Source organism: Acrocarpospora catenulata (assembly GCF_018476525.1).
Taxonomy (GTDB): domain Bacteria; phylum Actinomycetota; class Actinomycetes; order Streptosporangiales; family Streptosporangiaceae; genus Acrocarpospora; species Acrocarpospora catenulata.
On the sequence record NZ_JAHCST010000040.1, the window covers coordinates 1 to 23,479 of the forward strand.

Consider the following 23,479-nt stretch of genomic DNA (forward strand, 5'->3'; position numbering starts at 1 on the left):
ACACGGTAATGGAGGGGGCGGGTGGGTGGGAGGACCAGGGCGAACCGAATGCCACGCATCGACGTGGAAGTCGGCCACTGCGGCGGAGCCGGGTCAGGCTGGAGGTCAGTAATGGGCCGGGGGTGGGGGGACCACGGTGAACCGAATGCCACGCATCGACGCGGTAGGTGGCTGCTTCGGCGGAGCCGGGCTGACCGGAGGTGGCGAAGTAGGGGCTGACCGGAGGTGGGAGTGTGGCGGCCATCGTTGGGGTCGGGGCTGTTGGGAGGGTGGGTTGTGGGGGCTGCTCAAGTTGTGGGATGACCAGGTTGTTTGTGGAAGGCAGGGCTGACGGTGGATGTTTCTGCCTGGCGGTTGGGGGGTGTGCCGTCGTCGCAGCTGACCGTGATGAGGGCGGCCAGGGCGGTGATCGCCCAGAGGGCCGCTTTGGTCGCTGTCCTGGTCATGGGGATTGGCTACCCGTTAGCGGGAGGGATAGGCCTGGAGATTTCCGCACATGCCGGGTTTGGGTTCTGGGGTGAGGCGGGTGACGGCTGCCTCGCGTAGATGGGTGGGGTCGCCGGAGCGGAGGGCGGTGAGGTGGGCGCCGGTGGTTAGGGCGGACTTTAGGGGGCCTTCGCGCCAGCGGTGTTCGAAGGTGTCGAGGCGGGGGGTGATGATCCGGGTGGCGCGGGTGAGGAAGTCGTCGAAGCCGCCCTCTTTTAAGGTGATAAATCCGGAGATGGCTAGGTCGCGGCGGGCGCGGACGTCGCCGGAGGCCGCCTCGGCGTACCGGACGGGGTCGTCCAGGACGGACGGTGGGAAGGTGAAGACGGCGTCGCCGGCCTCGGGCAGGCCGCTGTTCTGCATGAGAACGATGATCCGCAGGTCACCACCGTTGATCAGCCGGTGCACGGTGCCGGGAGTGAACCACACGACCACCCCGGGTTCCAGCGGAGTCTCCTGGAAGCCCGACCAGGTCAGGGTCTGCACACTGCCGGAACCGCCGATGACGACGTACGTCTCGGCACAGAGCGTGTGCATATGAGGCGAACCCCCACAAAGCCCATCCGCCGTAGGCCAGTCATAAACCGATAAATCCGAAATGCCTACACCGAACACAGATAGTCCTTCTCCGAAGTGCCTACACCGAATACGGATGGTCCTTCTCCGAAGTGCCTACATGGGACACGGATGCTCCTTCGCGTACGCCTCCAGCCGCGCCCGATCCCAAGCCCCGCACCCCACCACCACGCGATAACGCAACGAGAGCGTCCCCCCAGCCGGCAGCACCAACTCCTCGTCGAACGCGATCGACGGATTGACCGCCGCGAACGGCGTGTTCCGGACGAACCACAGCGTGGGTTGCGCGCTCATGAACAGCAGCGTGGACGACCGGTCCACCTCGTCATGGGCTCCCACATAGGCCAGCCAGTCCGACGGCCGCCCCATCATCGACGGCCCGTCGCCGTGCGAGGCGATCACCGTCCCGTGCTCGAAGGACCGCGGCCCGCGCCAGAACAGCCCGCAGTAGCCCGCCAGCGGCCGCCCGTTGGTGGTCGGGCTGCCGAAGACCAGATCGTCCCCGCGCACGTTGGTGAGGGCGGTGGCGAACTCCAGCGCCCAGGAGTCCTCCTCGACGTCCACCACGGCGAAGGACCGTGCCTCGTCCACCCAGTGCTCCCCGGATTGGGTGTGCCAGCTCAGCGCCTCACCCACCCGCCGCCCGCCGGACGAAGTCCGCTGCCCGGAGGTGACCAGCCCACGTCGCGACTCGTCCACCCGAAGCTCGCCGGTGTCGGTCCGCCCGGCCGGCGACTCGCCCACCCCGTGGTCCCCGGCCTCGGACTCCCGGTCGTCGTCGAAACTTTCATGCCGCATCGTGCCGTTGTTGGGGAGATCCACATAGCCCCCCTCGGCCCGCACATAACTCCCCCCACCCCAGAAGTTCTCCCCAGACAAATCCGACACGGTCATCGCCAAACCCTTGTGCCAACGATGATCGTGCGGCCGATAAGCGCTGACCACATCCCCAGCAAGCGTCCGAATCGGATGAAAATACGGCTTAGGCGACTCAAAAACCGGCATATCCGGCTGATACGCGTAGCGCAGGATCTCCACCCCGCGCTCTTCAAAGATCAGTTCCATGGCCCCCGTCCAGCCGATGATAAAAGGGATGATCGACGGTCAACTCACTCCGCGCCACCGGCCGCCCACTCACCGCCGCCGCGTACAACCCGGTGATCAGCTCCAGCGCCCTGCGCCCCTCCCGCCCGCTCATCGGCGGCGCCTCCCCGCGCTCGAACGCGTCCAGCACCTCCGCCAACTGCGCCTCATGCGAGGAGGGCACATCCTCAGAAGGCGGATCCCAGAGCGGCGAGGTGGAACTCCAGTCCGTGTTGCGGTAGCCATACAGATGACGTAACTCCACCGTCCCCCCGGTGAAGTCGAATCGCAGGTAACTCTCCTCCCGAGGCGAGAGCACGCTGTTGACCACCGAGACCATCGCCCCCGACTCGAAGCGCACCACCGCCATGGACACGTCCTCGGTCTCCACCCGCCGGTCCAGCGTCCCGGTCATCGCCCGGATCTCCGCCCAGTCCCCGAGCACCGAGAGCATCAGGTCCATCTGGTGAATGCCGTGCCCCATGGTCGGCCCACCCCCCTCGGTCGCCCACCGCCCCCGCCAGGGCACCTCGTAGTAGGCGTGGTCCCGGTACCAGGCCGTCACACAGAGCCCCACCAGCGGCCGCCCCAGCGAGGGCGCGAGGTCCCGCAGATGCCGCGCCCCCGACCCGAACCGATGCTGGGACACCACCGAGGCGTAGGCGTCCAGTTCGGCGGCGGCGATCAGGTCGTACTCGGCCAGACTCAGGCAGGCCGGTTTCTCGATCCACACCCAGGCCCCCGCCCGCAGGCACTCCACGGCCTGCGCCGCGTGCAGGTGCGGGGGCGTGCACAGATGCACCAGATTGGGCCGCTCCCCATCCAGCATGGCCGCCAGCGAGGTGTACGCCGCGGGGATGCCGTGCTCGGCGCAGAACGCTTTCACGCGCGCCTCGTCCACGTCCACCGCGGCCACAACCGAAGCCCGGTGCGCCTGCGCGCGGAGCGCGGGGACGTGGCACACGCCCGCGATGCCACCCGTCCCGACGATCGCCACCCGGATCATGAGAGTTACCCCCGAAAGGTGTAACCGGGAGGACGCCCACGCTCCCAGGGGCGCCCTCCCGGGGTCAACTGTTATTTCACGAGGACGGTGGTGAGGGAACGTGGCTGAAGGGTCAGGGATCGGTGCGGCCCGAAGCCGGGCAGTGCGGACGGCGCCAGCGAGTTTCCACCATCGGTCAGGTAGAGGGTGGCCTTGCCGGGCTTGGTCTTGAGCGTCGTGTTCACCGCCGTCGTCGCGGTGTTGAGGATCTCCACGACCTCCGAGCCGTCCTTGTTCCTGAACGCCGACACCTTCAGCGCCGGGTCGCTCGCCGAGATGCCCAGGCGCGCCGCCTCCGGCCGGATGAACCGGCTGTAGGCGGCCAGCGCCCACAGGCGCTTGGACACCGAGTAGGTCTGGTTGGGCACGTCCACCTGGAGCAGCGCCCTGGTCGCCCCGCGCGAGGCGCCGAACCAGTAGACGTAGGCGTTGGCGTTGCCCAGGACCAGCGCGTCGTGCACGGCCGAGGCGATGGTGAAGCCGTCCCAGCCGCTGCCGTCGTCCCAGTTGACGTTCCAGGTGTCGCCGTTGGGGTTCCACTCCGACATCCACACCGAGCGCCTGGTGGGCTGCGGCCCGTCCACGGGGCTGGCGTAGGTGTGGCCGGCGTACACGTCCACGTACCTGCGGGCCACCGGGTCGGCCTCCACTGCCGCCGTGTACGCCTTCTGCTCGGTCCAGCCGAAGGAGTCACAGCAGACCAGGTTGAGCCCGGCCTTCCTGGCGTACGGGCCCATCACCCTGACCATCTCGGCGGCCTGCGCGGGGGTGAACCGCATGGAGGCGTAGGTGGCCGTCCAGTCGGGCTCGTTGGTGAACCCGATGTCGGTGATCTTGATGCCCTCCTGCTTGTAGAACTTGGCGTACTGCACCAGGTACCGGGCGTAGGCCGCCCGCCAGTCCTGGCCGTCCGCGCAGGTCACGCCGGTCAGGCCGCAGAGGCTGCCGCCGTTGTTCTCCGACTCGTTGTCCTTCATGTAGTAGGGCGCGCTCCAGGCGTCGGCGTAGAACCGCTGCACGCCGTACCGCTTGGCCTCCTTGGCCAGCCAGACCTGGCTGCCGTCGTCGCCGTCCCAGCGGTAGTTCGGGGGCGCGTCGGGGCCGCCCGGGTCCTGCGGCTGGATGGACCACATCAGGTCGTACGGGCTGTCTGTGGCCGAGGAGCCGATGCCCAGGCGCAGGATGCTCAGCCCCGCGCCCTTCTCCTTGCTGAGCCAGAGATCGAGGATCTCCCGCTGCTGCTGCGGGGAGAGCTGGCGGATCAGCTCGTTCCGCCGGAACGCCTGCGAGAAGCCGAATCCGTCGATCTTCTGATGAATGTTTCGGTGTTCCACCTCAATCCGGGAAGCGCTTTCCGCCTGTGCCGGAACGAGCCCGGCCAAGGGAAAGGCCAACACCGGAACGAGTAGTGCCTTGTGACGTCGCGACATGCGGAAACCCGCTTTCCGAAAGTTTCACAAGATTACCGAGACTTTTCGTGTCACGTAACGTAGATGTTGCCCCGGAACGGCGTCAACCCATGGGTCCGCTCAAAGCACCCAGGCTCAAAGCACCCAGGCGTAGAGCCAGGTGACGAAGATGATGCCCAGACCGGCGGGCACGATGGAGACGGCCGGCGCCCGCAGCCGGAACGCGGCCACCACCGACAACGCCGCCGAGGCGACGGCGAGCAGGCCGTACCAGACCAGGGCCGGCGGCAGGCCGAAGGCCAGCGGCAGCGGATTGCCCGACATGCCGGACAGGCTCAGCGCGGCCAGTCCGCCGAACGCCAGCCCGGTCAGGCCCGCCAGCGCGGTCACCCAGCCCCCGCGCCGCACCGTCAGCACCCCGCCGGCCAACTGGAGCACCGAGGCGAGCAGGAACAGCCCCAGCGGCGCCAGCAGCCAGGGCGCGGCCTGGAGCGTGTACCCGGCGGTGGTCGGGTGCAGCGCCCCCGGCGCCATGATCGGGTACGGCGCACGCCCCGGATCGCAGGGCGCGGGCGCCTGAGGATCGTCCAGGAACGCCGTCACCGTACGGCGCCCGCAGTCGCTCCCCAGGAACACGCCGTGGCTCACCCCCGCGAACTCGGTGAAACGGGCGTTGGGCAGCGTTCCGGCGGCCTCCGCGGCGCTCTCCGGCGGGGTGGTGGGGTCGTACTGGCCGCCGAGCACCAGCACCGGCGCCTCGGTGGCCGAGTTGTCCGGACCGGCCGCGGACAGCTGCCACCGGTCGCAGACGGTGGCGTCCGTCGCCACGGTCAGCAGGCTGCGGTCGGCGAAGGTGTTGCGCGGCGCCTCGTCCTGGCACTGCACCGCGTAGTACTGCCCCAGCTCGTGGCTGACCAGCGCGGCGCCCGCCTCGTCCAGCAGCGGCTGGATCAGCGAGTAGTCGCCGTCCGCGATGCCGTCCACCACCACCGGCACCACGGGCAGCAGCGCGGTCTCGCGCATCGCCTCGCCGAGCAGGGTGATCACGTCGTTGCCGTCCAGGGTGACGGTCACCCGCCGCCCGGTGACCGGGTCGTGGGTCTCCAGCACGGCGGGCCGCCTGTTCAGGCGCTCGGTCATGGCGCGGAACCGGTCGCCGATGCCGAGCTTGTCCACCGCGCCGCGCAGCGCGGGCGCGGCCTGGTCGTACCAGGCGGCCTGTTCCGGGAGGTAGGAGTCGAGCACCACGGTCCGGGTGCCCGCCGGGTCCAGGGTGGCGGCCAGCAGCATGGAGCGGCTGGAGTAGCTGACCCCGAACAGGTTCCACTGCGGGTAGCCGAGCGCCCTGCGCAGGTCGCCCACGTCGGCGGCGATCTCGCGGGTCCGGTAGCCCTTCAGGTCGGCGGTGAGCCGGGCCCGGCAGACGTCGGCCGCCGCGGTGATGCCCTCGTCGCCCGGCCGGGTCAGCCCGGCCACGATGCCGGTGGCGATCTCCGGGCAGTGCAGCCGCGGCTCTGAGTAGCGCCCGCCGCGCTGCTCGATCACCACCACGTCCCGGCCCGGCGCCAGGTCGGCCAGAGCTCCGATCAATGGCAGCGAGGCAGAGCCGGGCCCGCCGCTGCTGTAGACCACCGGATCGGCCCGGGTCCCGTCGCCCTTGTGCACGGCGAAGGCGACCTTGATGGTGGAGGTGCCGAACACGTCCCTGCGCTCGGGCACGATCAGGAAGCCACAGGTGGTGCCCGCCGGTACGAGGGCGGGGCAGTCACGGCGCTCGACGGCGGCTTCGGTGGCGTGCGCCGGCGCCGCCAGGCCGAGTGACCCGAGTACCGACAGGGTCACGGTCAAGAGCGTCATCCACCCGCGCACTGCTCCGCCTCACTGCCCAATCCGTACTGATCGGAGATCTCCGGTCGACTCGGAGAATTCCGACGATCACCAGGCAGCCACCCTAGCGTTCCCGGCCGAGTAACAGCTCCACAACGACCGTTGATCCGGTCGTAAAGCCGATGTAACCTCCGTGCCATCGCTAGAAACTATCGGCTGAATATCGAAAGTTTCAAAGACCGACCCCGTGTGGCGTGGGTAGCCCCCCGCTGTCCCGCTGTCGCGATGAGACGGAAGGGATCCACAAATATGTCGTTCTCTCGACGCGGCGTGCTGTCAGTCGCAGCCGCCGCGCTCTTCCTTGCCGGTTGTGGCTCATCTGGGAGCGAGACGCCCCAGGGTGGCGGTGGAAGCGGCGCGGCGCAAGAGAAGGTCACCATCGAGTGGTGGCACATCCAGAACATCGAGCCGATGAAGCCGGTCTGGGACCAGCTGGCCAAGGACTACATGGCCGCGCACCCGAACGTCACGATCAACATCACGGCCCTGGAGAATGAAGCTTTCAAGGCCAAGATGACCACGGTCGCCCAGTCCGGCGAGTCGCCCGACATCTACCAGACCTGGGGCGGCGGCGTGCTCAAGCAGCAGGCCGACGCGGGCATCGCCAAGGACATCACCGCCGACGTCGCCTCCTGGATCGACACCATCACCCCCGCCGCGTCCGCCGCCTACAAGCTGGACGGCAAGGTCTACGGCATTCCGTACGACATCGGCATGGTCGGCTTCTGGTACAACAAGGCGCTGTTCGCCAAGGCCGGGATCGAGGGGACGCCGGCCACCTGGGGCGAGTTCATCGACGACGTCAAGAAGCTCAAGGCGGCGGGCATCACCCCGCTGTCGCTGGCCGGCAAGGCCAAGTGGCCCGGCCACTACTACTGGGCCTACCTGGCGATGCGGATCGGCGGCCTGCCCGCGCTGAAGGAGGCCTCGGTCTCCAAGTCCTTCGAGAACCCCGACTTCATCGCGGCCGGCCAGAAGCTCAAGGAGCTCTCCGACCTCCAGCCGTTCCAGAAGGGCTTCCTCGGCGCCCCGTACGACACCCCTGAGGGCCAGGCCGCGACCATGGGCAACGCCAAGGCCGCCATGGAGCTGATGGGCCAGTGGGCGCCCAACGTGCAGCGGGACACCTCCAAGGACCTCGGTGACGACCTCGGCTTCTTCCCGTTCCCCTCGGTCGAGGGCGGTAAGGGCGCCGGCACCGACGCGTTCGGCGGCGGCGGCGGCTTCGCGGTCGGCGGCGACGCGCCGCCGGAGGCGGTGGACTTCCTGAAGTTCATCACCTCCGCGGACAGCGTCCGCAAGACGGTCGGCACCGGCGTCATCCTCCCGGTCGTCAAGGGCGTCGAGGACGCGGTCACCGACCCGCGCGGCAAGATGGTGGCCGACTCGCTGGCCCAGGCGACCGACTTCCAGCTCTACCTCGACCAGGCCTACCCGCCGGCGGTCGGGGCGCAGGTCAACGACAGCGTGGCCGAGCTCATCGCGGGGACCAAGTCTCCGGAAGAGGTCGTGAAGGCCATCACCGAAGTGGCGCAGTCGGAGTAACGGCAGAGTGGCTACGACGAGAGGACCGGAGGGGATGACCTCCCCTCCGGCTCCGCCCCGAGTGCGGTCGCGTCACGCGACCGCGTCGTCGCCACGCGACCCGGCGGCGGCGGGCGAATCGCCCGCCGCTCGCCGGCGTCGCAACTGGGTGACGATCATCCTGTTCCTGCTACCCGCTATCGTGCTGTTCGGCCTGCTGGTTCTGGCGCCCATCGCGCTGGCCATGTACTCCAGTTTCTTCAAGTGGAACGGCTTCGGTCTCGTCCCGACGAACTTCATCGGGTTCGAGAACTTCACCCGGATGCTGAATGACAAGATCGTCATCGGCGACCTGTGGCGCGGCCTGAGCCTGATCGGGTTCTCCCTGCTCATCCAGCTGCCGCTGTCGCTGGCGATCGCGCTCCTGCTCAACCAGAAGATGCGCGGCCGCGCGGTCTACCGGCTGATCTTCTTCGCGCCGTACGTGCTGTCCGAAGTCATCACGGCCGTGCTGTTCACCATGATCCTCTCGCCGGGCCGCGGCCTGGCCAACGAACTGCTCGGGCTGATCGGAATCTCGGAGTCCACCTTCCTGTCCGAGCCCGACACGGTGATGTACGCGCTGTTCATCGTGATGACCTGGAAGTACTTCGGGTTCCACATGATCTTGTACTTGGCCGGCCGACAGTCCATCCCCAACGAACTGATCGAGGCGGCCCAGATCGACGGCGCGGGCGCATGGAAGACCTTCCGCCATGTCACGCTGCCGCTGCTCGGCCCCACCATCCGGATCACCATCTTCCTGTCGGTGATCTACACCGTCCAGCTGTTCGACCTGGTCTACGTGCTCACCGGCGGCGGCCCCGTGCACGCCTCGGAAACGCTGGGCGTGACCATGTACGAGTTCGGCTTCAGACGCTTCCAGGTGGGCTACGCCAGCGCCATCAGCGTGGTGATGTTCCTGCTCAGCCTCATCTTCGCGCTCGGCTACCAGCGATTCGTCATGCGCAGGGACACCGAGGGCGCCATCACCAACATGCGAGCCGCCCGATGAGCATGCACGCGCGGGACAAGCCCGCGGTTCAGGTCGCCAAGCCGATCGCCCTGCACACCGTGACCATCGTGATCGGCGCGTTCGTCCTGATCCCGATCCTGTACGGCGTGCTGGGCGGCTTCAAGACCAACCAGCAGCTGTCCACCAACCCGATTGGTCTGCCCGACCCCTGGGTGCCGTCCAACTACACCGACGTGCTGGCCTCGGGCAGCTTCTGGCTCCAGCTCTGGAACAGCGTGTTCATCGCGGTCGCCACGACCGTCATCACGGTCGGTGTCGCGGCGCTGGCGGCGTTCGTGTTCGCCAGGTTCGCCTTCCGCGGCCGGGAGCTGGTGTTCACGATCTTCGCGTCGGGCCTGATGTTCCCGTTCGCCGTGGCGATCCTCCCGCTCTTCATCCTGCTGCGCTTCTTCGGGCTGCTGAACAACCCGCTCGGGGTGATCCTGCCGCAGGCCGCGTTCGGCCTGGCGCTGACGATCATCATCCTGCGGCAGTTCTTCCGGTCCATCCCGGGGGAGATCGAGGAGGCGGCGATCCTGGACGGCTGCACCCCGTTCGGGTTCTTCTGGCGGATCCTGCTGCCGATGGCCCGGCCGGCCCTGGCCACCGTCTCGGTGCTGGCCATGGTCAGCAGCTGGAACAACTTCATGCTCCCGCTGGTGGTGTTCAACGACCCGGGTCTGTGGACCCTGCCGGTCGGCGTGCAGCAGTTCCAGGGGCAGTTCTCCGCCGACACGGCCAGGATCCTCGCCTACGTGGTACTCGCGATGGTGCCGGCGCTCGCCTTCTACTCGATCGCCGAGCGCCAGCTCATCGGCGGTCTCACAGCGGGTGCGACGAAAGGATAGGCGAGGGCGATGCCGTGCTTTCGCGGACCACCAGGTCGGTCGCCAGCTCCACCCGCCGGGCCTCGGTGGTCTCGCCGCGGCCCATCGCCAGCACCATCCGGGTGGCCAGGTCGGCCATCTCCTGGAGCGGCTGCCGCACGGTGGTGAGCGGGGGCCAGGCCGACCGGGCCAGCGGCAGGTCGTCGAAGCCGACCACGCTCAGGTCCTCGGGCACCTTCAGGCCGCGCTGGCGCGCGGCCTCGAAGACCCCGAAGGCCTGCATGTCGCTCCCGGCGAAGATCGCGGTGGGCGGGTCGGGCAGCGAGAGCAGCGCGTGACCCTGGTCGTGGCCGGAGTCCACCAGGAAGTCGCCGTGCCGGATCAGCTCCGGCGCGACCGGCACCCCGGCGGTCTCCAGGGCCGCCCGGTAGCCGTCGATGCGGGCCCGGCTGCAGAGCATGTCGCTGGGCCCGCCGATCATCCCGATCCGGCGGTGGCCGAGCTCCAGCAGGTGACGGGTGGCCGACAGGCCGCCGTGCCAGTTGGTGGCCCCCACCGAGGCGACACCGTGCGCCGGCTCGCCCTCCGGGTCGACCACCACGAACGGCATGGATCGGGCGCTCAGCTGGCCCTGCAGCCCGGCCGACAACCGCGAGGCGACGATGACGACGCCGTCGGTGCGCCGGGCGGCGATGCGCTCCAGCCAGTCCCGCCCTGGACCGGCATGGGTGTGCAGCACCGAGATGACCACACTGGCCTCGGCCTCGCGGGCGGCGGTCTCGGCGCCGCGCACGATCTCCATGGCCCAGGGGCTCTCGATCTCCGCGAACACCAGGTCGATCAGCCCCACCGGGCCGTCTCCCGGGCTGACCCGGCGCTGATATCCGTGCTTGTGGAGGAGACGCTCCACCCTCTGGCGGGTCTCCGGGGCGACTTCGGGACGGCCGTTGATGACCTTGGAGACGGTGGGGACGGAGACCCCGGCCTCCTCGGCGATCACGGCGATCGTCACTCGCCTTTTCGATGGCATGGAACGGATCATAGCCGAAAACTTTCGGCCTCGCTTCCCCAGGTCGGATCGGGGTCTGGAACCGCTCCCATCTGCTGTTGACGTGTTACCTGCTGGCTATCTATTCTGCCATTTGCGAAATATTCGGTTAATGTCCGAAACTTTCATAGACTTTTTCACCCCAGGAGCCTCGATGCCCGCGTTGCGCGTGACCGGATCCCACCTCACCGACCCGGCTGGACAGCCGGTACGACTCCGCGGCGTCGGCCTCGGCGGTTGGCTCAACATGGAAAATTTCATTACCGGCTACTCGGCCAACGAGTCCGCGATGCGTACCGCGGTCCGGGACGTGCTGGGCGATGAGCGGTATGAGGTGTTCTTCGACCGGCTGCTCACCTCGTTCTTCGACGCGGCCGACGCCGACCTGCTGCGCGACATGGGCACCAACTGCGTCCGCGTTCCGGTGAACTACCACCACTTCGAGTCCGACGAGCGGCCCTTCGAGATCATCGAGCAGGGCTTCCGGCACCTGGACCGGGTGATCGGGCTGCTGGCCGAGCGCGGCATCTACAGCGTGATCGACCTGCACGCGCTGCCCGGCGCGCAGAACCAGCACTGGCACTCCGACAACCCCACCCACGTGGCCGACTTCTGGCAGCACCGGCACTTCCAGGACCGCGCGGTGCACCTGTGGGAGGCGATGGCCGACCGGTACAAGGACAATCCCTGGGTGGCCGGCTACAACCCCATCAACGAGCCCGGCGACGTGCGCGGCCAGGTGATCGGCCCGTTCTACGACCGGCTGGTCAAGGCGATCCGCGCGGTCGACCCCGGCCACGTGCTCTTCCTGGACGGCAACACCTACTCCACCGACTTCTCCATCTTCCGCGAGGTGTACGAGAACACCGTCTTCGTCTGCCACGACTACGCCCTGGCCGGGTTCGCGCACGGGGGCCCCTACCCCGGCTACACCAGGGGCGAGTGGGTGGACCGGAGCACCCTGGAGGAGGCCTTCGAGCGGCGCACCGCGTTCCAGCGGGAGACCGGCACCCCGATCTGGGTGGGCGAGTTCGGGCCGGTCTACACGGGCAACCCGGAGATCGACGCGCAGCGCTACCAGGTGCTCAGGGACCAGCTGGAGATCTTCGAGGCCCACGCGGCCGGGTGGTCCATCTGGACGTACAAGGACGTCGGGCTCCAGGGGCTGGTGTCGGCGGGCGGGCCGTACATGGAGCGGTTCGGGGACTTCATCGCCAAGAAGAAGCGGCTGGGCGCGGACCGGTGGGGCTCCACCATGGAGGAGTCGGCCGACGACCTGGCGCCGCTGCACCGGCTGATGGACACCGAGTTCCCGTCCTGGGACCCCTACCCGTGGGGCGCCCGCTACCAGATCGACGATCTGCTCCGGCACATCCTGATCGCCCAGGCCCTGGTCCCCGAGTACGCCGAGCTGTTCCGCGGCTGCTCGGAAGAGGAACTTGTGGCGCTGGCCGACTCCTTCGCGCTGGCCAACTGCGGGCGGCGGCAGCCCCTGATCGACCTGCTCACCGAGAGCATCGCCGCCAATCCCTGATATCCCAACCTGACCTCTGGGAGCTCCCCCATGCGCACCCCCCGACCCTGGGTGTTCACTGCCTTCTTGGGCTTGATGGCACTGTTAGCCGGGCTGCTCACGCCGCCCGCGCTGGCGGCGCCCACCACCATCGCCACTTACACCTTCGAGAGCGGCACCCAGGGCTGGGCGCCGCGCGGTGGCGGGGTCTTGGTGGTCACCACCACCGACGCCTTCCACTCCGGGGCGCAGGCCCTCCAGGTCAGCGGCCGGTCGGCCAACTGGCAGGGCACCTCGATCACCCCGCCGTTCGAGAAGGGCATCACCTACAACGTCACCGCCTGGGCCAGGGCGCTGCCCGGCCAGCCGTCCTCCACGGTGGCGCTGACCATGGAGCGCACCCCGTCCGGGGGCAGCACCACCTACGAGCGCGTCGCCGCGGCCACGGTGACCGACGCCGGCTGGGTGGAGCTCACCGGGGCGTACTCCTACTCGGTGGACTCCACGCTCAACCTGTACTTCGAGAGCTCCGGGGACACCGTCGCGTTCTACCTGGACGACGTGGTGATCACGTCCGACTCCGACCCGGCCACCTCCGGCCTGGTCACCGACTTCGAGACCGGCACCGCCCAGGGCTGGGCGGCGCGCGGCTCCGCCACCCTCGCCGCCGCCACCGACGCGGCCCACACCGGCTCGTACGGCCTGTCGGCCACCAACCGGTCGGCCTCCTGGGACGGCCCGGCCCGCAACATCCTCGGCAAGATGGCCAAGGGCAACAAGTACGCCCTGGAGGTCTGGGTGCGCTCGGCCGCCGCGCAGAACCTGGGCCTGTCCATCGAGCGGCGGATCGGCGGCACCCCCAGCTACGAGCGCGTGGTCGCCCCGGTGGCGGTCACCCCCGGCGTGTGGACCAAGCTGTCGGGGACGTACACGCTCGCCCACGACCACGACTTCCTCAGCGTGTACGTCGAGTCCGACAGCGGCACCCTGCCCTTCGAACTGGACGACTTCTCGCTCACCTACATCCAGCCCAAGCCCATCCAGACCGACATCCCGTCGCTGAAGGACACCGTGCCGTTCGCCCTCGGCGCGGCCTTCTACCGGGGCGCCACGCTGGGCGAGCACGCCAAGCTGATCAAGAAGCACTACGGCAGCGTCACCCCGGGCAACGCGCTCAAGTGGGACGCCACCGAGCCCACCGAGGGCGACTTCACCTTCGCCGAAGGCGACGCCCTGGTGGACTTCGCCACCTCCAACGGCCTGGCGTTCCGCGGCCACACCCTGGTCTGGCACAGCCAGACCCCCGACTGGGTGTTCGCCGGGGCGACCAAGGAGATCCTGCTCCAGCGCATCGAGAACCACATCCGCGCCGTGATGGGCCGCTACAAGGGCCGGATCGGCACCTGGGACGTGGTCAACGAGGTCATCGACGAGAACCAGCCGGACGGCCTGCGCCGCTCGCCCTGGTTCAACATCGCCGGCCTGGACTACATCAGGACCGCCTTCCGGGTCGCCCGTGAGGTGGACCCGGACGCGACGCTGGTCTTCAACGACTACAACACCGAGTTCCCGCGCAAGCGCGAGGCCATGTTCAAGGTGGTCAAGCAGCTGCGGGCGGAGGGCGTGCCGATCGACGCGGTCGGCCACCAGCTGCACGTCAACATCGAGCAGGCGCCGGCCTCCTGGATCGAGGAGAGCATCCAGCGCTTCGCCCAGCTGGGCGTCAAGCAGCAGGTCACCGAGCTGGACGTGAGCGTCTACACCGACTTCGTGTCCAGCTACGCCACCGTCCCGGCCGAAGTGCTGGCCGAGCAGGGACACCGGTACAAGGAGATCTTCGACGTCTTCCGTCGGCAGGCGGCCAAGCTGGACTCGGTGACGATCTGGGGCGTGGCCGACGACGCCACCTGGCTCTCCTCGTTCCCGATCACCCGGCTCAACCCGCCCCTGCCGTTCGACGACGAGCTCCAGGCCAAGCCGGCCTTCTGGGGCATCGCCGACCCGGCCAAGCTGCCGCCGCTGACCCGCCGCCTGAACGCGCCCGCCGCGAACATCGAGGTGGACGGCAAGCGCGAGGTGGAGTGGGACTACCTGCCGGACGCCCCGATCGCCCGGTCCGGCAACCTGTCGGCCGGCGTCCAGGCCCGCAGCACCTCCGGCGGCCTGTACGTGCTGGCCGAGGTGACCGACCCGACCAACAACAGCGCCGACGCGGTCACCTTCACGGCGGGCGGCAAGTCGTACAAGGTCCAGCGGAACGGCTCGCACGCCTCGGGCTTCAAGGCGGACGCCAAGAAGACCGACACCGGCTACCGGGTGGAAGCCAAGCTCCCGTCCGGCTCGGCCACCGGCCTGACCGTCGCGGTGAAGGACGCGGGCGGGCCGGAGATCACCTGGAACGGCGTGGTCGCCGTGCTGCCCGCGATCAAGTCGACCTGCGCGCCGAAGGGCGTCCCCGTGATCGACGGGGTGGTCGACTCGGCCTGGAACAAGGCCGGCGAGATCACCACGGGCACCTGGGTGCAGAGCACCTCGGGGGCCACCGCCAAGGTGAAGGCGATGTGGAACAACGGCACCCTGTACGTCCTGGCCCGGGTCACCGATCCGGTGCTCAGCGAGGAGTCGCCCAACGCGTACGAGCAGGACTCGGTGGAGATCTTCGTGGACCCGGAGAACAACAAGACCAAGGGCTACGACGATGACGACGGCCAGTACCGGATCAGCTTCACCGGACGGCAGACCATCGGCGGCACCTTCGACGCCTTCGGGATCCGGGACAACCTGACCAGCGCCGTGAAGCGCACCGCCACCGGCTACGTCGTGGAGGCCGCGATCAAGCTGCCCACGGTCACCCTGGCCAAGGACAAGCTGCTCGGCTTCGACGTCCAGGTCAACGACGCCACGGGCGCCAGCCGTACGGCGGCCGTGACCTGGAACGACCCGACCGGGCAAAGTTACTTCAACACCTCTCGCTGGGGTGTTCTCCAATTAGCCAAGTAAAAGTGTTCAAATAAATACAGTTACCGGGCTCCGCCCCTTCCGCAGCGTCGCGGAGCCCGGTAATACGGGCGGAGGGTCGTGTTCCGTAATCCAGTGTTGCCGGGGTTCCATCCGGACCCGTCGGTCTGCCGGGTGGGGGAGGACTACTACCTGGTCACCTCCTCCTTCGAGTGGTTTCCCGGCGTGCCGATCTTCCACAGCACGGACCTGGTCAACTGGCGGCAGCTGGGGCACGTCCTCGACCGTCCCGGCCAGCTCGACCTGGACGGGGTACGTCCCTCCGCCGGCATCTTCGCGCCCACCATCCGCCACCACGACGGGGTGTTCTACATGATCACCACGTTGATGGAGGAGGCGGGCAACTTCCTGGTCACCGCCACCGACCCGGCCGGGCCGTGGAGCGACCCGGTCTGGTTCCCGGAGACCCGCGGCTTCGACCCGTCGCTCTTCTTCGACGACGACGGCCGGGCCTGGATGTGCGGCACCCGGGAGAAAGACGGCAAGCGCTACGACGGCGACACCGAGATCTGGCTCCGCGAACTCGACCTGGCCACCCTCAAGCTGGTCGGCGAGGAGCACGTGATCTGGGAGCCCGTGCAGCGCATGGGCATCTGGGCGGAGGGCCCGCACATCTACCTGGTGGACGGGCGCTACTACCTGCTCGCCTCGGAGGGCGGCACGGCCGAGGACCACGCCGTCATGGTGGCCAGGGCCGACCAGATCACCGGCCCTTACCTGCCGAACCCGCGCAATCCAATCCTCACGCACCGGCACCTGGGGTTGCGTTACCCCATCACAAGCACCGGGCATCCCGACCTGGTCCAGACACAGGATGGCGAGTGGTGGTCGGTGCTACTCGCCACCCGCCCGTACGGCGGCTCCGCCCATGGCCCTGCCACCATGGCGGCGGTACGCGCCGAGAGCGGGTACAACCTGGGCCGGGAGACCTTCCTCACCAGCGTGCGCTGGGAGGACGGCTGGCCTGTCTACGACATGGTCGGATTCGAGATGCCCGGCCCAGCCCTACCCGCCGTGCCCTGGCCGGCCGACCCGTCCTGCGACCACTTCGACGCCGCCGCGCTCGGTCCCGTCTGGAACCACCTGCGGACCCCGCGTGAGCCGTACTGGAGCCTGTCCGAGCAGGGCCTGACCCTGGCCCTGCGTCCCGAGTCGCCGACGGAGTGGGCCAACCCCAGCCTGGTCGCGCGGCGGCAGCAGCACCAGGACTTCGTGGCGTACACGGTGCTCCGCTTCGACCCGGCAGGGGCGGAGCAGGCCGGTCTCGCGCTGATCCAGAACGATCAGTTCCAGATCAGGCTCTTCCGGTCGGTCCGCGGCCTGGAACTGGTCCGCCGGGCCGGCGGCGAGGACACCGTGGTGGCCACCGCCGGGGTCGCGGGGGAGCGGGTCTTCCTCGGCGTGCAGGCCACCGGGCAGGACTACGCGTTCCGCTACGCGGTCGAGCCGGGGGAGTGGCGGGAGCTGGGCGAGCCGCTGGACGGGCGCATCCTCAGCTCCACCACCGCCGGCGGGTTCATCGGCGCCATGATCGCCCTGTACGCCACCTCCAACGGCACGCCGAGCGGGAACACGGCTACCTTCGGCTGGTTCGACTACCGGGGGCTCTGACCCAGGTAGCGCCGGAACCAGTCGATCATCCGCTCGCTCCGGTCGATGCGGCGGTCCAGCCTGGCGGTGTCGGTGAGCGAGTGGCTGGAGTCCGGGTAGAGCACGTACTCGACGGTACGGCCCTGCCGGCGCAGCGCCACGAACATCTGCTCGGCGTCCGAGGGTGGGCAGCGCAGATCCTGCTCGCCCTGGAGCAGCAACAAAGGTGTCCTGATATTTCCGACGTGTCGTAGCGGGGAGATCTGCCAGAGGCGGGCCACGCCCTCCGGCGTCCAGACCTCGCCCAGCCCGGAGTCCACGTCGTAGACGGCCCCCAGGTCGCAGGCCCCGAAGTCGGAGACCTGGTTGGTGACCCCGTTCTGGCTGACCGCCGCCGCGAACCGGCCGGAGGTGCCGATCAGCCAGTTGGTCAGGAAACCGCCGTAGGAGTTGCCGTAGCAGCCGAGCCGGGCGGGGTCGGCCCAGCCCCGGGCGATCAGGTCGTCCAGCACCGCGTGGCAGTCCGCCGCGTCCGGCTCACCCCAGTTCGCGCCGAGTGCCGCGCCGAAGGCGTACCCGCGGTGGAAGGAGCCCCGGATGTTCGGGCGTACCACCAGGAACCCGGCGGCGGCCAGCAGCAGCGCGTCGGTGTCCGGCGCCACCGGCCAGGCCCAGGCGGGCCCGCCGTGCAACTGGAGTACGGCCGGGAGCGGCTCCTCCGCCCACCCCGGCGGGGCCACCAGGAAGACCTGCACGTCGCCGATCTCCAGCTCCCGCTGTACCGGAGGCTTGAAGCCCGCCAACCAGGTTCCACCGGACCGCAGCAGCAGCTCACGTTCCGGGGCGAGCCGGTACAGATCCGGCCGCGCCGCCCCGCCGAAACTCGCGATCGCGCAGACCGTGCCGCCTCCGGCGGCCAGCGCGTGCACCACCGGATCCAGCGCCGGCGGGGTCAGCTCGGTCAGCTGCTCGCCGACCCGGTAGGCGATCTCCCGGCCGTTGTCGCAGACCACCGTGAACCGTTCATCGGAGGTGGGCGCCTGACCGGCGAACCGGTCCAGGTGGCCGGTGAGCGAGATCGCGGGCTGCCCCGGCCGGGTCAGCCAGAGCTGCTCGTTCTCGAAGTCGTCCGGCCGCCGGGAGGGCGGGGCGACACAGACCACGCCGCCGTCCGGGTCGTAGGAGAACCGCGACACGGGACCGTCCACCCAACTGGCCCTGGCGACCGGACCGCCCGCCAGCGGCACCTCGTAGACCTGCGGGTGGGGATCCAGGTCCGCATTTTCCCGGGGGTCGGCGATAAATCCCACTTTCGTGCCACAAGGGGCGGCGCGGAGGCAGGAGGCCCACCAGTCGCCCTCGGTCAGCCGGACCGGGGACGAACCCGGCCGGACCAGGTGCACGTGCGTCGGGTACAGGCGCAGTCCGTGCCCGTCCTCCCGCCAGTCCAGGCGGCGGATCACGCGGGCGGTGCCGTCGCCGTCCAGCACCGGAGAGCCCTCGTCCGCGGCGAGCACGGCGAACCCGCCGTCCAGCCAGGCGAACTCGGTGACCCCGCGCGGAAACGCGGTGACCCTGGTGGCCGGGCCGCCGGTGACGGGCCGGGTGTGCACCTGGTCCCGGTACAGGTACGCCAGCGTGGCCCCGTCCGGGGAGAACCGCGGGCTGGACGCCTCGGCGGCGATCATCCGGGCCCGTCCCCCGGCCGTCGGCACGGTCAGCAGCCGGTGCCGTTCCCGCCCCCGCACCACCCGCCGCTCCACCACGGCCGCCAGCGACCCGTCGGGCGCGACGTCCAACTCGGTCAGCAGCCGGTCACCGGCCAGGTCGCGCGGGCGCATGGTGGCAGGCTATTCAATCTCTATTGTCAAGGTAAAGAGCGGTGTGTTTGAGTTGCGGCTCAGGAAAGGGAGGTGCCATGGAAGCGGTGCGCTGTGCCCGGCTGGTGGACGTGGTGGCCGGGGAGGTGCGCCAGGACCAGGTGGTCCTGATCGATGGCGAACGGGTGGCCGAGGTGCGGCCCGCCGCCGCCTACCACGGCCCCGTGCTGGACCTCGGGGACGTCACCGTGACGCCGGGTCTGATCGACCTGCACACCCACCTGGTCGGGGTGGCGGCCTGCGGCGACTACGCCCAGGAGCTCAAGTACAGCGCCGCCCAGCAGGTCCTGGCGGGGGTCCCCAACGCCAGGGACACCCTCCTGGCCGGGTTCACCACCGTACGGGACCTGGGCACCTTCCGGGCCTTCCTGGACGTGGCCCTGCGGGACGCCGTCGACGCCGGGCACATCCTCGGGCCCCGGATGGCGGTCGCGGGGGCGTACGTCACCGTCAAGGGCGGCGGCGGCATGGTCACCGGCCTGGCCCCCGACATCGAGCTGCCCCGCGAGTTCCGGTTCGGCCAGACCTCCGGCGTGGACGACATCAGGGAACGGGTCCGCGAGATCGTCTTCCACGGCGCCGACCTGATCAAGGTGATCGCCACCGGCGCCGTACTGGCCAACGGCACCGTGCCCGGCGCCCCCGAGCTCACCGAGGCCCAACTCCGCGCCGCCGTCGAGGAGGCCGCCTGGTACGGCCGGCATGTGGCCGCCCACGCGCACGGCGCCGAGGGCATCAAACGGGCCATCCTGGCCGGCGTGCGCTCCATCGAGCACGCCTGCTTCCTCGACGACGAGGGCATCCAGCTCATGCTGGACCACGGCACCTACCTCTCCGCCGACATCTGGTGGGCCGACTGGATCACCGAGGTCGGCCCCTCCCAGGGGTACGACGCCGAACAACTCCGCAAGAACGACGAGACCGCCGAAGCTCAGCGCATCGCCTTCGCCAAGGCCGTCCAGGCGGGGGTCCTCATCGGCTTCGGCACCGACGCCGGAGGCTTCCCCCACGGTCTCCAGGCCCGCCAGCTCGCCACCATGGTCGAGTACGGCATGACCCCCCTCGACGCCATCCGCGCCGCCACCCTGACCAGCGCGGAGTGCATGGGCTGGGAGGACAGAGTGGGCTCCCTCACCCCAGGCCGCTACGCCGACCTCATCGCCATCCCCGGCCCCCTAGACATCCTGAAATTTCAGGACGTGTGCTTCGTAATGAAGGGCGGAACCGTGGTCAAGCACCTCCCGGCCCGTCCGTGACCGCCTTCATAGGTGCGTCCGTGAGTGCGTTCGTGATCTCGCCCGTAACCTCTGACCCCGCCCGTGAGCTCTCCCCATGAGCCGTAGCTACCTGGCGGGCATCGCCGCCCTGGTCGGCGTCACCGCCATCTGGGGTTCCACGTTCCCGCTGACCAAGGACCTCCTGCTCCGCCTCCCGGTCGCCGACCTGTTCGCCGTACGGTTCGCGCTGGCGGCGGCCACCCTGCTCGCCCTCCGCCCCCGCGCCCTGCGCGGCCTGCCCCGGCGCACCTGGCTGACCGGGGTGGCCCTCGGCCTGGTCTACGGGGCCGCCCTGCTGGTGCAGACCTTCGCCCTGATCGAGCTGCCCTCATCGGTCTCGGGATTCGTGACCGGCTCGTACCTGGTGATGACACCGCTGCTGGCCCTGCTCTGGACCCGGGTGGCCCCCTCCCGCCGCACCTGGTCCGCGGTGGCCCTGGCCACCGCCGGAATGGCGGCTTTCACCCTGCTCAGCGGCCCAGGCGGCGCAGGCGCGATCGCGGCGGGCCCGGTGCTGCTCACGCTGTTCTCCGCACTCCTGTACGCGCTGCACATCGTGGCCCTCGGCCGCTGGTCCATCCCGGCCGAGGCGTACCCCCTGTCAGTGATCCAGATCCTCACCCTGACCGCCATCACCGGCCTGTCCGCCACCCCCGGCGGCATCGCCCTGCCCACCTCGCCCGGCGACTGGGCCGGGGTGCTCTACCTGGCCACCATCGCCGGAGCGCTCACCTTCCTGGCCCAGACCTGGGCCCAGGCCCACGTTCCCCCCACCGCCGCCGCCGTCCTCATCTCCGCCGAACCCCTCTGGGCCACCGCCTTCGCCGCGACCCTGTACGCCGAGCCCGTCACCTGGCCGGTCCTGATCGGCGGCGCCTGCGTCATCACCGCCATGATCCTGGTCGCCTGGCCGGGCCGGGAGACCCCCGGCCGACCCCCCGAGGAGCCCGCGTCGACCGGCGCCGGAACCCGCACTCGCTCTTGATCTACTCGAGACCCCGGGGAGGTGATGAAGTGGCCGCTGAGGGCGCTGTTTCGCGGTAATGTCTGGCCGCGTGGCGCGTCCATGCGGCCCTGTTTTCCGCTGTGTACCTGGAAGCGGGCTGCGCTTAGTCTGAACTCATCCGGCAATGCATGGAGTCTCCAGTGCCCGAGATTTTCGATGTCGCCGTCGTCGGCGGTGGGGTGATCGGCAGCGCGGTCGCCTACGACCTCAGCGCCGCAGGGCAGAGTGTGATCCTGTTCGACGCGGCCGAGGACCTCGGTCTTGCCGCCTCGGACGCGGCCATGGGCGGCATCCTCACCCAGACCGAGATGGCCTGCCTCGGCCCGCTGAGCACCGTCATCCGCCGCAGCCGCGACATCTACGAGCCGTGGCTCGACAGGCTCCAGCACGCCACCGGCCAGGAGGTGCACGTCCTGGAGGGCGGCGACATCCAGGTCGCCCTGGACCGCCAGGAGATGGACCGGCTGCACACCGAGATGGCGCCGAAGTGGCTGCAGGCGCCCTTCGAGGTGCGCGAGCTCACCGCCGCCGAGGCCAGGGAGCTGGAGCCGCTGCTCAGCGACCAGGTGGTGGGCGGCTTCCTGCTCCGTGAGGAACTGGCACTGGACCCGCGCGAGCTGATGGTCGCGCTCCGCGGCGCGCTGGCCCGCTCCACCGCCGAGGTCCGGGTCGCCACCCGGGTCGCCCACGTCCGGTCCGGCCCCGGACACGCCGAAGTCGAACTGAGCGACGGCTCCGTCATCGAGGCCGGGACCGTGGTGGTCGCCGCGGGACACCAGAGCGGCAGGCTGCTGCCCGCGCTGGCCGATCTGATCTTCCCCATCAAGGGCGAGGCGTTCGACCTGCGCCCGCCGGGCTACACCACCTACCCGCTCAACCACCACGTGTTCGCCGAGATCACCTATGGCGACGAGCGGGGGTATCCGTACCTGGTGCCGCGCCACGACGGCCGCGTGGCGGCCGGGGTGACCTACGAGGAGCACGTCCACGACGACGCGCCCACCCCGAAGGGCCGGGACTCGATCCGCGCCTGGACGAGCACGCTCATGCCGGCCACGGCCGACTGGCCGTTGGAGCGGCACTGGGCGGGCCTGCGTCCCGCCTCCCCCGACCACATCCCGGTCATCGGTTACCTGGACGAGCACCGGCGGCTGCTGGCCGCCACCGGCCACTCCGGCCTCGGGGTGACGCTGGCACCGGTCACCGCCGAGATGGTCGCCGGCCTGGTGCTCGGGAGCACCGGGGCGGAGAGGCTGGAGGAGCGGCTGTACATCTGCCGCCCCGGCCGCACGTTCAACTCGGCGGAGCTGACGCCAGCGCCCACAGTTCGTTGAACCGGTCGCTGCGCCGGCGTACCCGCGGCTGCTCCAGGATCAGCAGGGTACGGACGAACGTGTGGGTGATCAGCTCGCCCACCGCCTGGGTGCTGGACGGCATGATCTCGTAGCTGACCACGCCGTCGAAGACGATGAAGTCGTCCACGCCCAGGGCCGTGCTGAGCCGGTCCGCGGTGAGCACCCGGACGTGCACGCCCGCCTCGCTGTGCATCCGGATGATCTCCCGGAACGTATCCGACTTCAGCCGTTTCGGGTCATCCACGTAGAAGATACGGCGGATGGCCACCCCGGCTCTGACCCGCTCCCGCTGGATCTCCAGGTACCGCTGGCCCGCATCGGTGGTCCAGAATCCGCCGGTGAACTCGCCGGGACCCTGGTCCACCACCGCCAGGCTGAGCGCGTCGATGCTGCTCTCCGCGTTCCTGGCCAGCCCGAGCAGCCAGTCCCGGTCCTCGCCCTCGTAGGTGACGTCGCCCTCGCCCAGCTCGCGCAGGAGAATCGAGATCCGTTCGACCTCGCTCTGCGCGAACTTCTGCACCAGGGTGGGCATGTCCCCGTCCACCCTGGTGGCGTTCCGCACCAGCTGGGTCACCAGGTCGATCTGCACCGCGGACTGCTCGACCAGGGCGAACAGCTCGGATGCCTCGTCGATCCGGGCCAGCCCGTCGCGCAGCTCGCGCCGGATGGCGTCATTCTGCTTCTCCAGCGCGATCAGATGCTGCACCACGAACGCCACCGAGGCGGTGAACAGGGAGATGAGGATGCTGAACGCCTTCTGATCTTCCAGGCTGTCGCTCTGGAACAACTCCGCCAGCCCCCATGCCGCGAGGCCGAAGAAGAAGCTGATCAGGATCTTTATCAGCGAGGGGTTGAGGATGTCGACGTCGAACCTGGGCTTCTGCGGCTTCTGCTCGGGCAT

The 23,479-nt window shown here is 69.4% G+C and carries 18 protein-coding genes; 9 read left to right on the forward strand and 9 right to left on the reverse strand.

The window, feature by feature from the left end; genetic code table 11:
- Positions 1-287: 287 nt before the first annotated feature.
- From KIP79_RS30705 to KIP79_RS30730, 6 genes are all read right to left on the reverse strand, one after another.
- Complete coding sequence (locus tag KIP79_RS30705) at positions 288-446, reverse strand: hypothetical protein (RefSeq protein ID WP_214108445.1); 159 nt, start codon at positions 444-446, stop codon at positions 288-290.
- 16 nt (positions 447-462) lie between these two features.
- Entirely contained in the window at positions 463-1,023 is a 561-nt protein-coding gene (locus tag KIP79_RS30710; RefSeq protein ID WP_214108446.1) for a cupin domain-containing protein, read from the reverse strand.
- 135 nt (positions 1,024-1,158) lie between these two features.
- Positions 1,159-2,127 carry a DUF6807 domain-containing protein gene (locus KIP79_RS30715; RefSeq protein WP_214108447.1) on the reverse strand — a complete coding sequence of 323 codons (969 nt, stop codon included), beginning with the start codon at positions 2,125-2,127 and terminating at the stop codon, positions 1,159-1,161.
- A complete protein-coding gene (locus tag KIP79_RS30720) occupies positions 2,111-3,151 on the reverse strand; it encodes a Gfo/Idh/MocA family protein (protein WP_214108448.1) in 1,041 nt (346 codons plus the stop codon). Before KIP79_RS30720 ends, KIP79_RS30715 begins: the two co-directional genes overlap by 17 nt.
- Positions 3,152-3,222: 71 nt before the next feature.
- Complete coding sequence (locus KIP79_RS30725) at positions 3,223-4,524, reverse strand: glycoside hydrolase family 30 protein (protein ID WP_308169974.1); 1,302 nt, start codon at positions 4,522-4,524, stop codon at positions 3,223-3,225.
- A gap of 210 nt (positions 4,525-4,734) precedes the next feature.
- Positions 4,735-6,456 carry an alpha/beta hydrolase gene (locus KIP79_RS30730; protein WP_214108450.1) on the reverse strand — a complete coding sequence of 574 codons (1,722 nt, stop codon included), beginning with the start codon at positions 6,454-6,456 and terminating at the stop codon, positions 4,735-4,737.
- A gap of 300 nt (positions 6,457-6,756) precedes the next feature.
- On the opposite strand from KIP79_RS30730, the gene KIP79_RS30735 reads away from it, so the two are divergent.
- Genes KIP79_RS30735 through KIP79_RS30745 form a run of 3 tightly spaced genes read left to right on the forward strand, consistent with a single transcriptional unit; the run spans position 6,757 to position 9,912 of the window.
- Positions 6,757-8,031: an extracellular solute-binding protein gene (locus KIP79_RS30735; RefSeq protein WP_308169975.1), complete on the forward strand. Its 1,275-nt coding sequence runs from the start codon at positions 6,757-6,759 to the stop codon at positions 8,029-8,031.
- A 34-nt stretch (positions 8,032-8,065) separates the two neighbouring features.
- The gene (locus KIP79_RS30740; RefSeq protein ID WP_214108452.1) at positions 8,066-9,064 is read left to right on the forward strand and encodes a carbohydrate ABC transporter permease; all 999 of its coding nucleotides are present in this window, start codon (positions 8,066-8,068) and stop codon (positions 9,062-9,064) included.
- Complete coding sequence (locus tag KIP79_RS30745; protein ID WP_214108453.1) at positions 9,061-9,912, forward strand: carbohydrate ABC transporter permease; 852 nt, start codon at positions 9,061-9,063, stop codon at positions 9,910-9,912. The genes KIP79_RS30740 and KIP79_RS30745 overlap by 4 nt, the downstream gene beginning before the upstream one ends.
- On the opposite strand, the gene KIP79_RS30750 is transcribed toward KIP79_RS30745, so the two are convergent.
- The gene (locus KIP79_RS30750) at positions 9,887-10,921 is read right to left on the reverse strand and encodes a LacI family DNA-binding transcriptional regulator (RefSeq protein ID WP_214108454.1); all 1,035 of its coding nucleotides are present in this window, start codon (positions 10,919-10,921) and stop codon (positions 9,887-9,889) included. The genes KIP79_RS30745 and KIP79_RS30750 overlap by 26 nt on opposite strands.
- Before the next feature lie 172 nt (positions 10,922-11,093).
- On the opposite strand from KIP79_RS30750, the gene KIP79_RS30755 reads away from it, so the two are divergent.
- The 3 genes from KIP79_RS30755 (at position 11,094) to KIP79_RS49725 (ending at position 17,081) form a co-directional block, all read left to right on the forward strand.
- Complete coding sequence (locus KIP79_RS30755) at positions 11,094-12,473, forward strand: glycoside hydrolase family 5 protein (protein WP_214108455.1); 1,380 nt, start codon at positions 11,094-11,096, stop codon at positions 12,471-12,473.
- A gap of 75 nt (positions 12,474-12,548) precedes the next feature.
- Positions 12,549-15,452 (forward strand): endo-1,4-beta-xylanase, encoded by a 2,904-nt coding sequence (locus tag KIP79_RS30760; RefSeq protein WP_214108456.1) that lies wholly within the window; start codon positions 12,549-12,551, stop codon positions 15,450-15,452.
- Positions 15,453-15,530: 78 nt separating this feature from the next.
- On the forward strand, positions 15,531-17,081 hold the full coding sequence (locus KIP79_RS49725; RefSeq protein WP_214108457.1) for a glycoside hydrolase family 43 protein: 1,551 nt from the start codon (positions 15,531-15,533) through the stop codon (positions 17,079-17,081).
- On the opposite strand, the gene KIP79_RS30770 is transcribed toward KIP79_RS49725, so the two are convergent.
- The gene (locus tag KIP79_RS30770) at positions 17,066-18,901 is read right to left on the reverse strand and encodes an alpha/beta hydrolase family protein (RefSeq protein ID WP_214108458.1); all 1,836 of its coding nucleotides are present in this window, start codon (positions 18,899-18,901) and stop codon (positions 17,066-17,068) included. The genes KIP79_RS49725 and KIP79_RS30770 overlap by 16 nt on opposite strands.
- 77 nt (positions 18,902-18,978) lie before the next feature.
- Here KIP79_RS30770 and KIP79_RS30775 point away from each other — a divergent pair, with 77 nt between their 5' ends.
- From KIP79_RS30775 to KIP79_RS30785, 3 genes are all read left to right on the forward strand, one after another.
- Positions 18,979-20,196 (forward strand): metal-dependent hydrolase family protein, encoded by a 1,218-nt coding sequence (locus KIP79_RS30775; RefSeq protein WP_214108459.1) that lies wholly within the window; start codon positions 18,979-18,981, stop codon positions 20,194-20,196.
- 76 nt (positions 20,197-20,272) lie between these two features.
- Positions 20,273-21,202 carry a DMT family transporter gene (locus KIP79_RS30780; protein ID WP_214108460.1) on the forward strand — a complete coding sequence of 310 codons (930 nt, stop codon included), beginning with the start codon at positions 20,273-20,275 and terminating at the stop codon, positions 21,200-21,202.
- Positions 21,203-21,363: 161 nt separating this feature from the next.
- A complete protein-coding gene (locus KIP79_RS30785) occupies positions 21,364-22,557 on the forward strand; it encodes an NAD(P)/FAD-dependent oxidoreductase (RefSeq protein WP_214108461.1) in 1,194 nt (397 codons plus the stop codon).
- Here KIP79_RS30785 and KIP79_RS30790 read toward each other — a convergent pair.
- The gene (locus KIP79_RS30790) at positions 22,517-23,479 is read right to left on the reverse strand and encodes a hypothetical protein (protein ID WP_214108462.1); all 963 of its coding nucleotides are present in this window, start codon (positions 23,477-23,479) and stop codon (positions 22,517-22,519) included. The two genes, KIP79_RS30785 and KIP79_RS30790, sit on opposite strands and share 41 nt — an antisense overlap.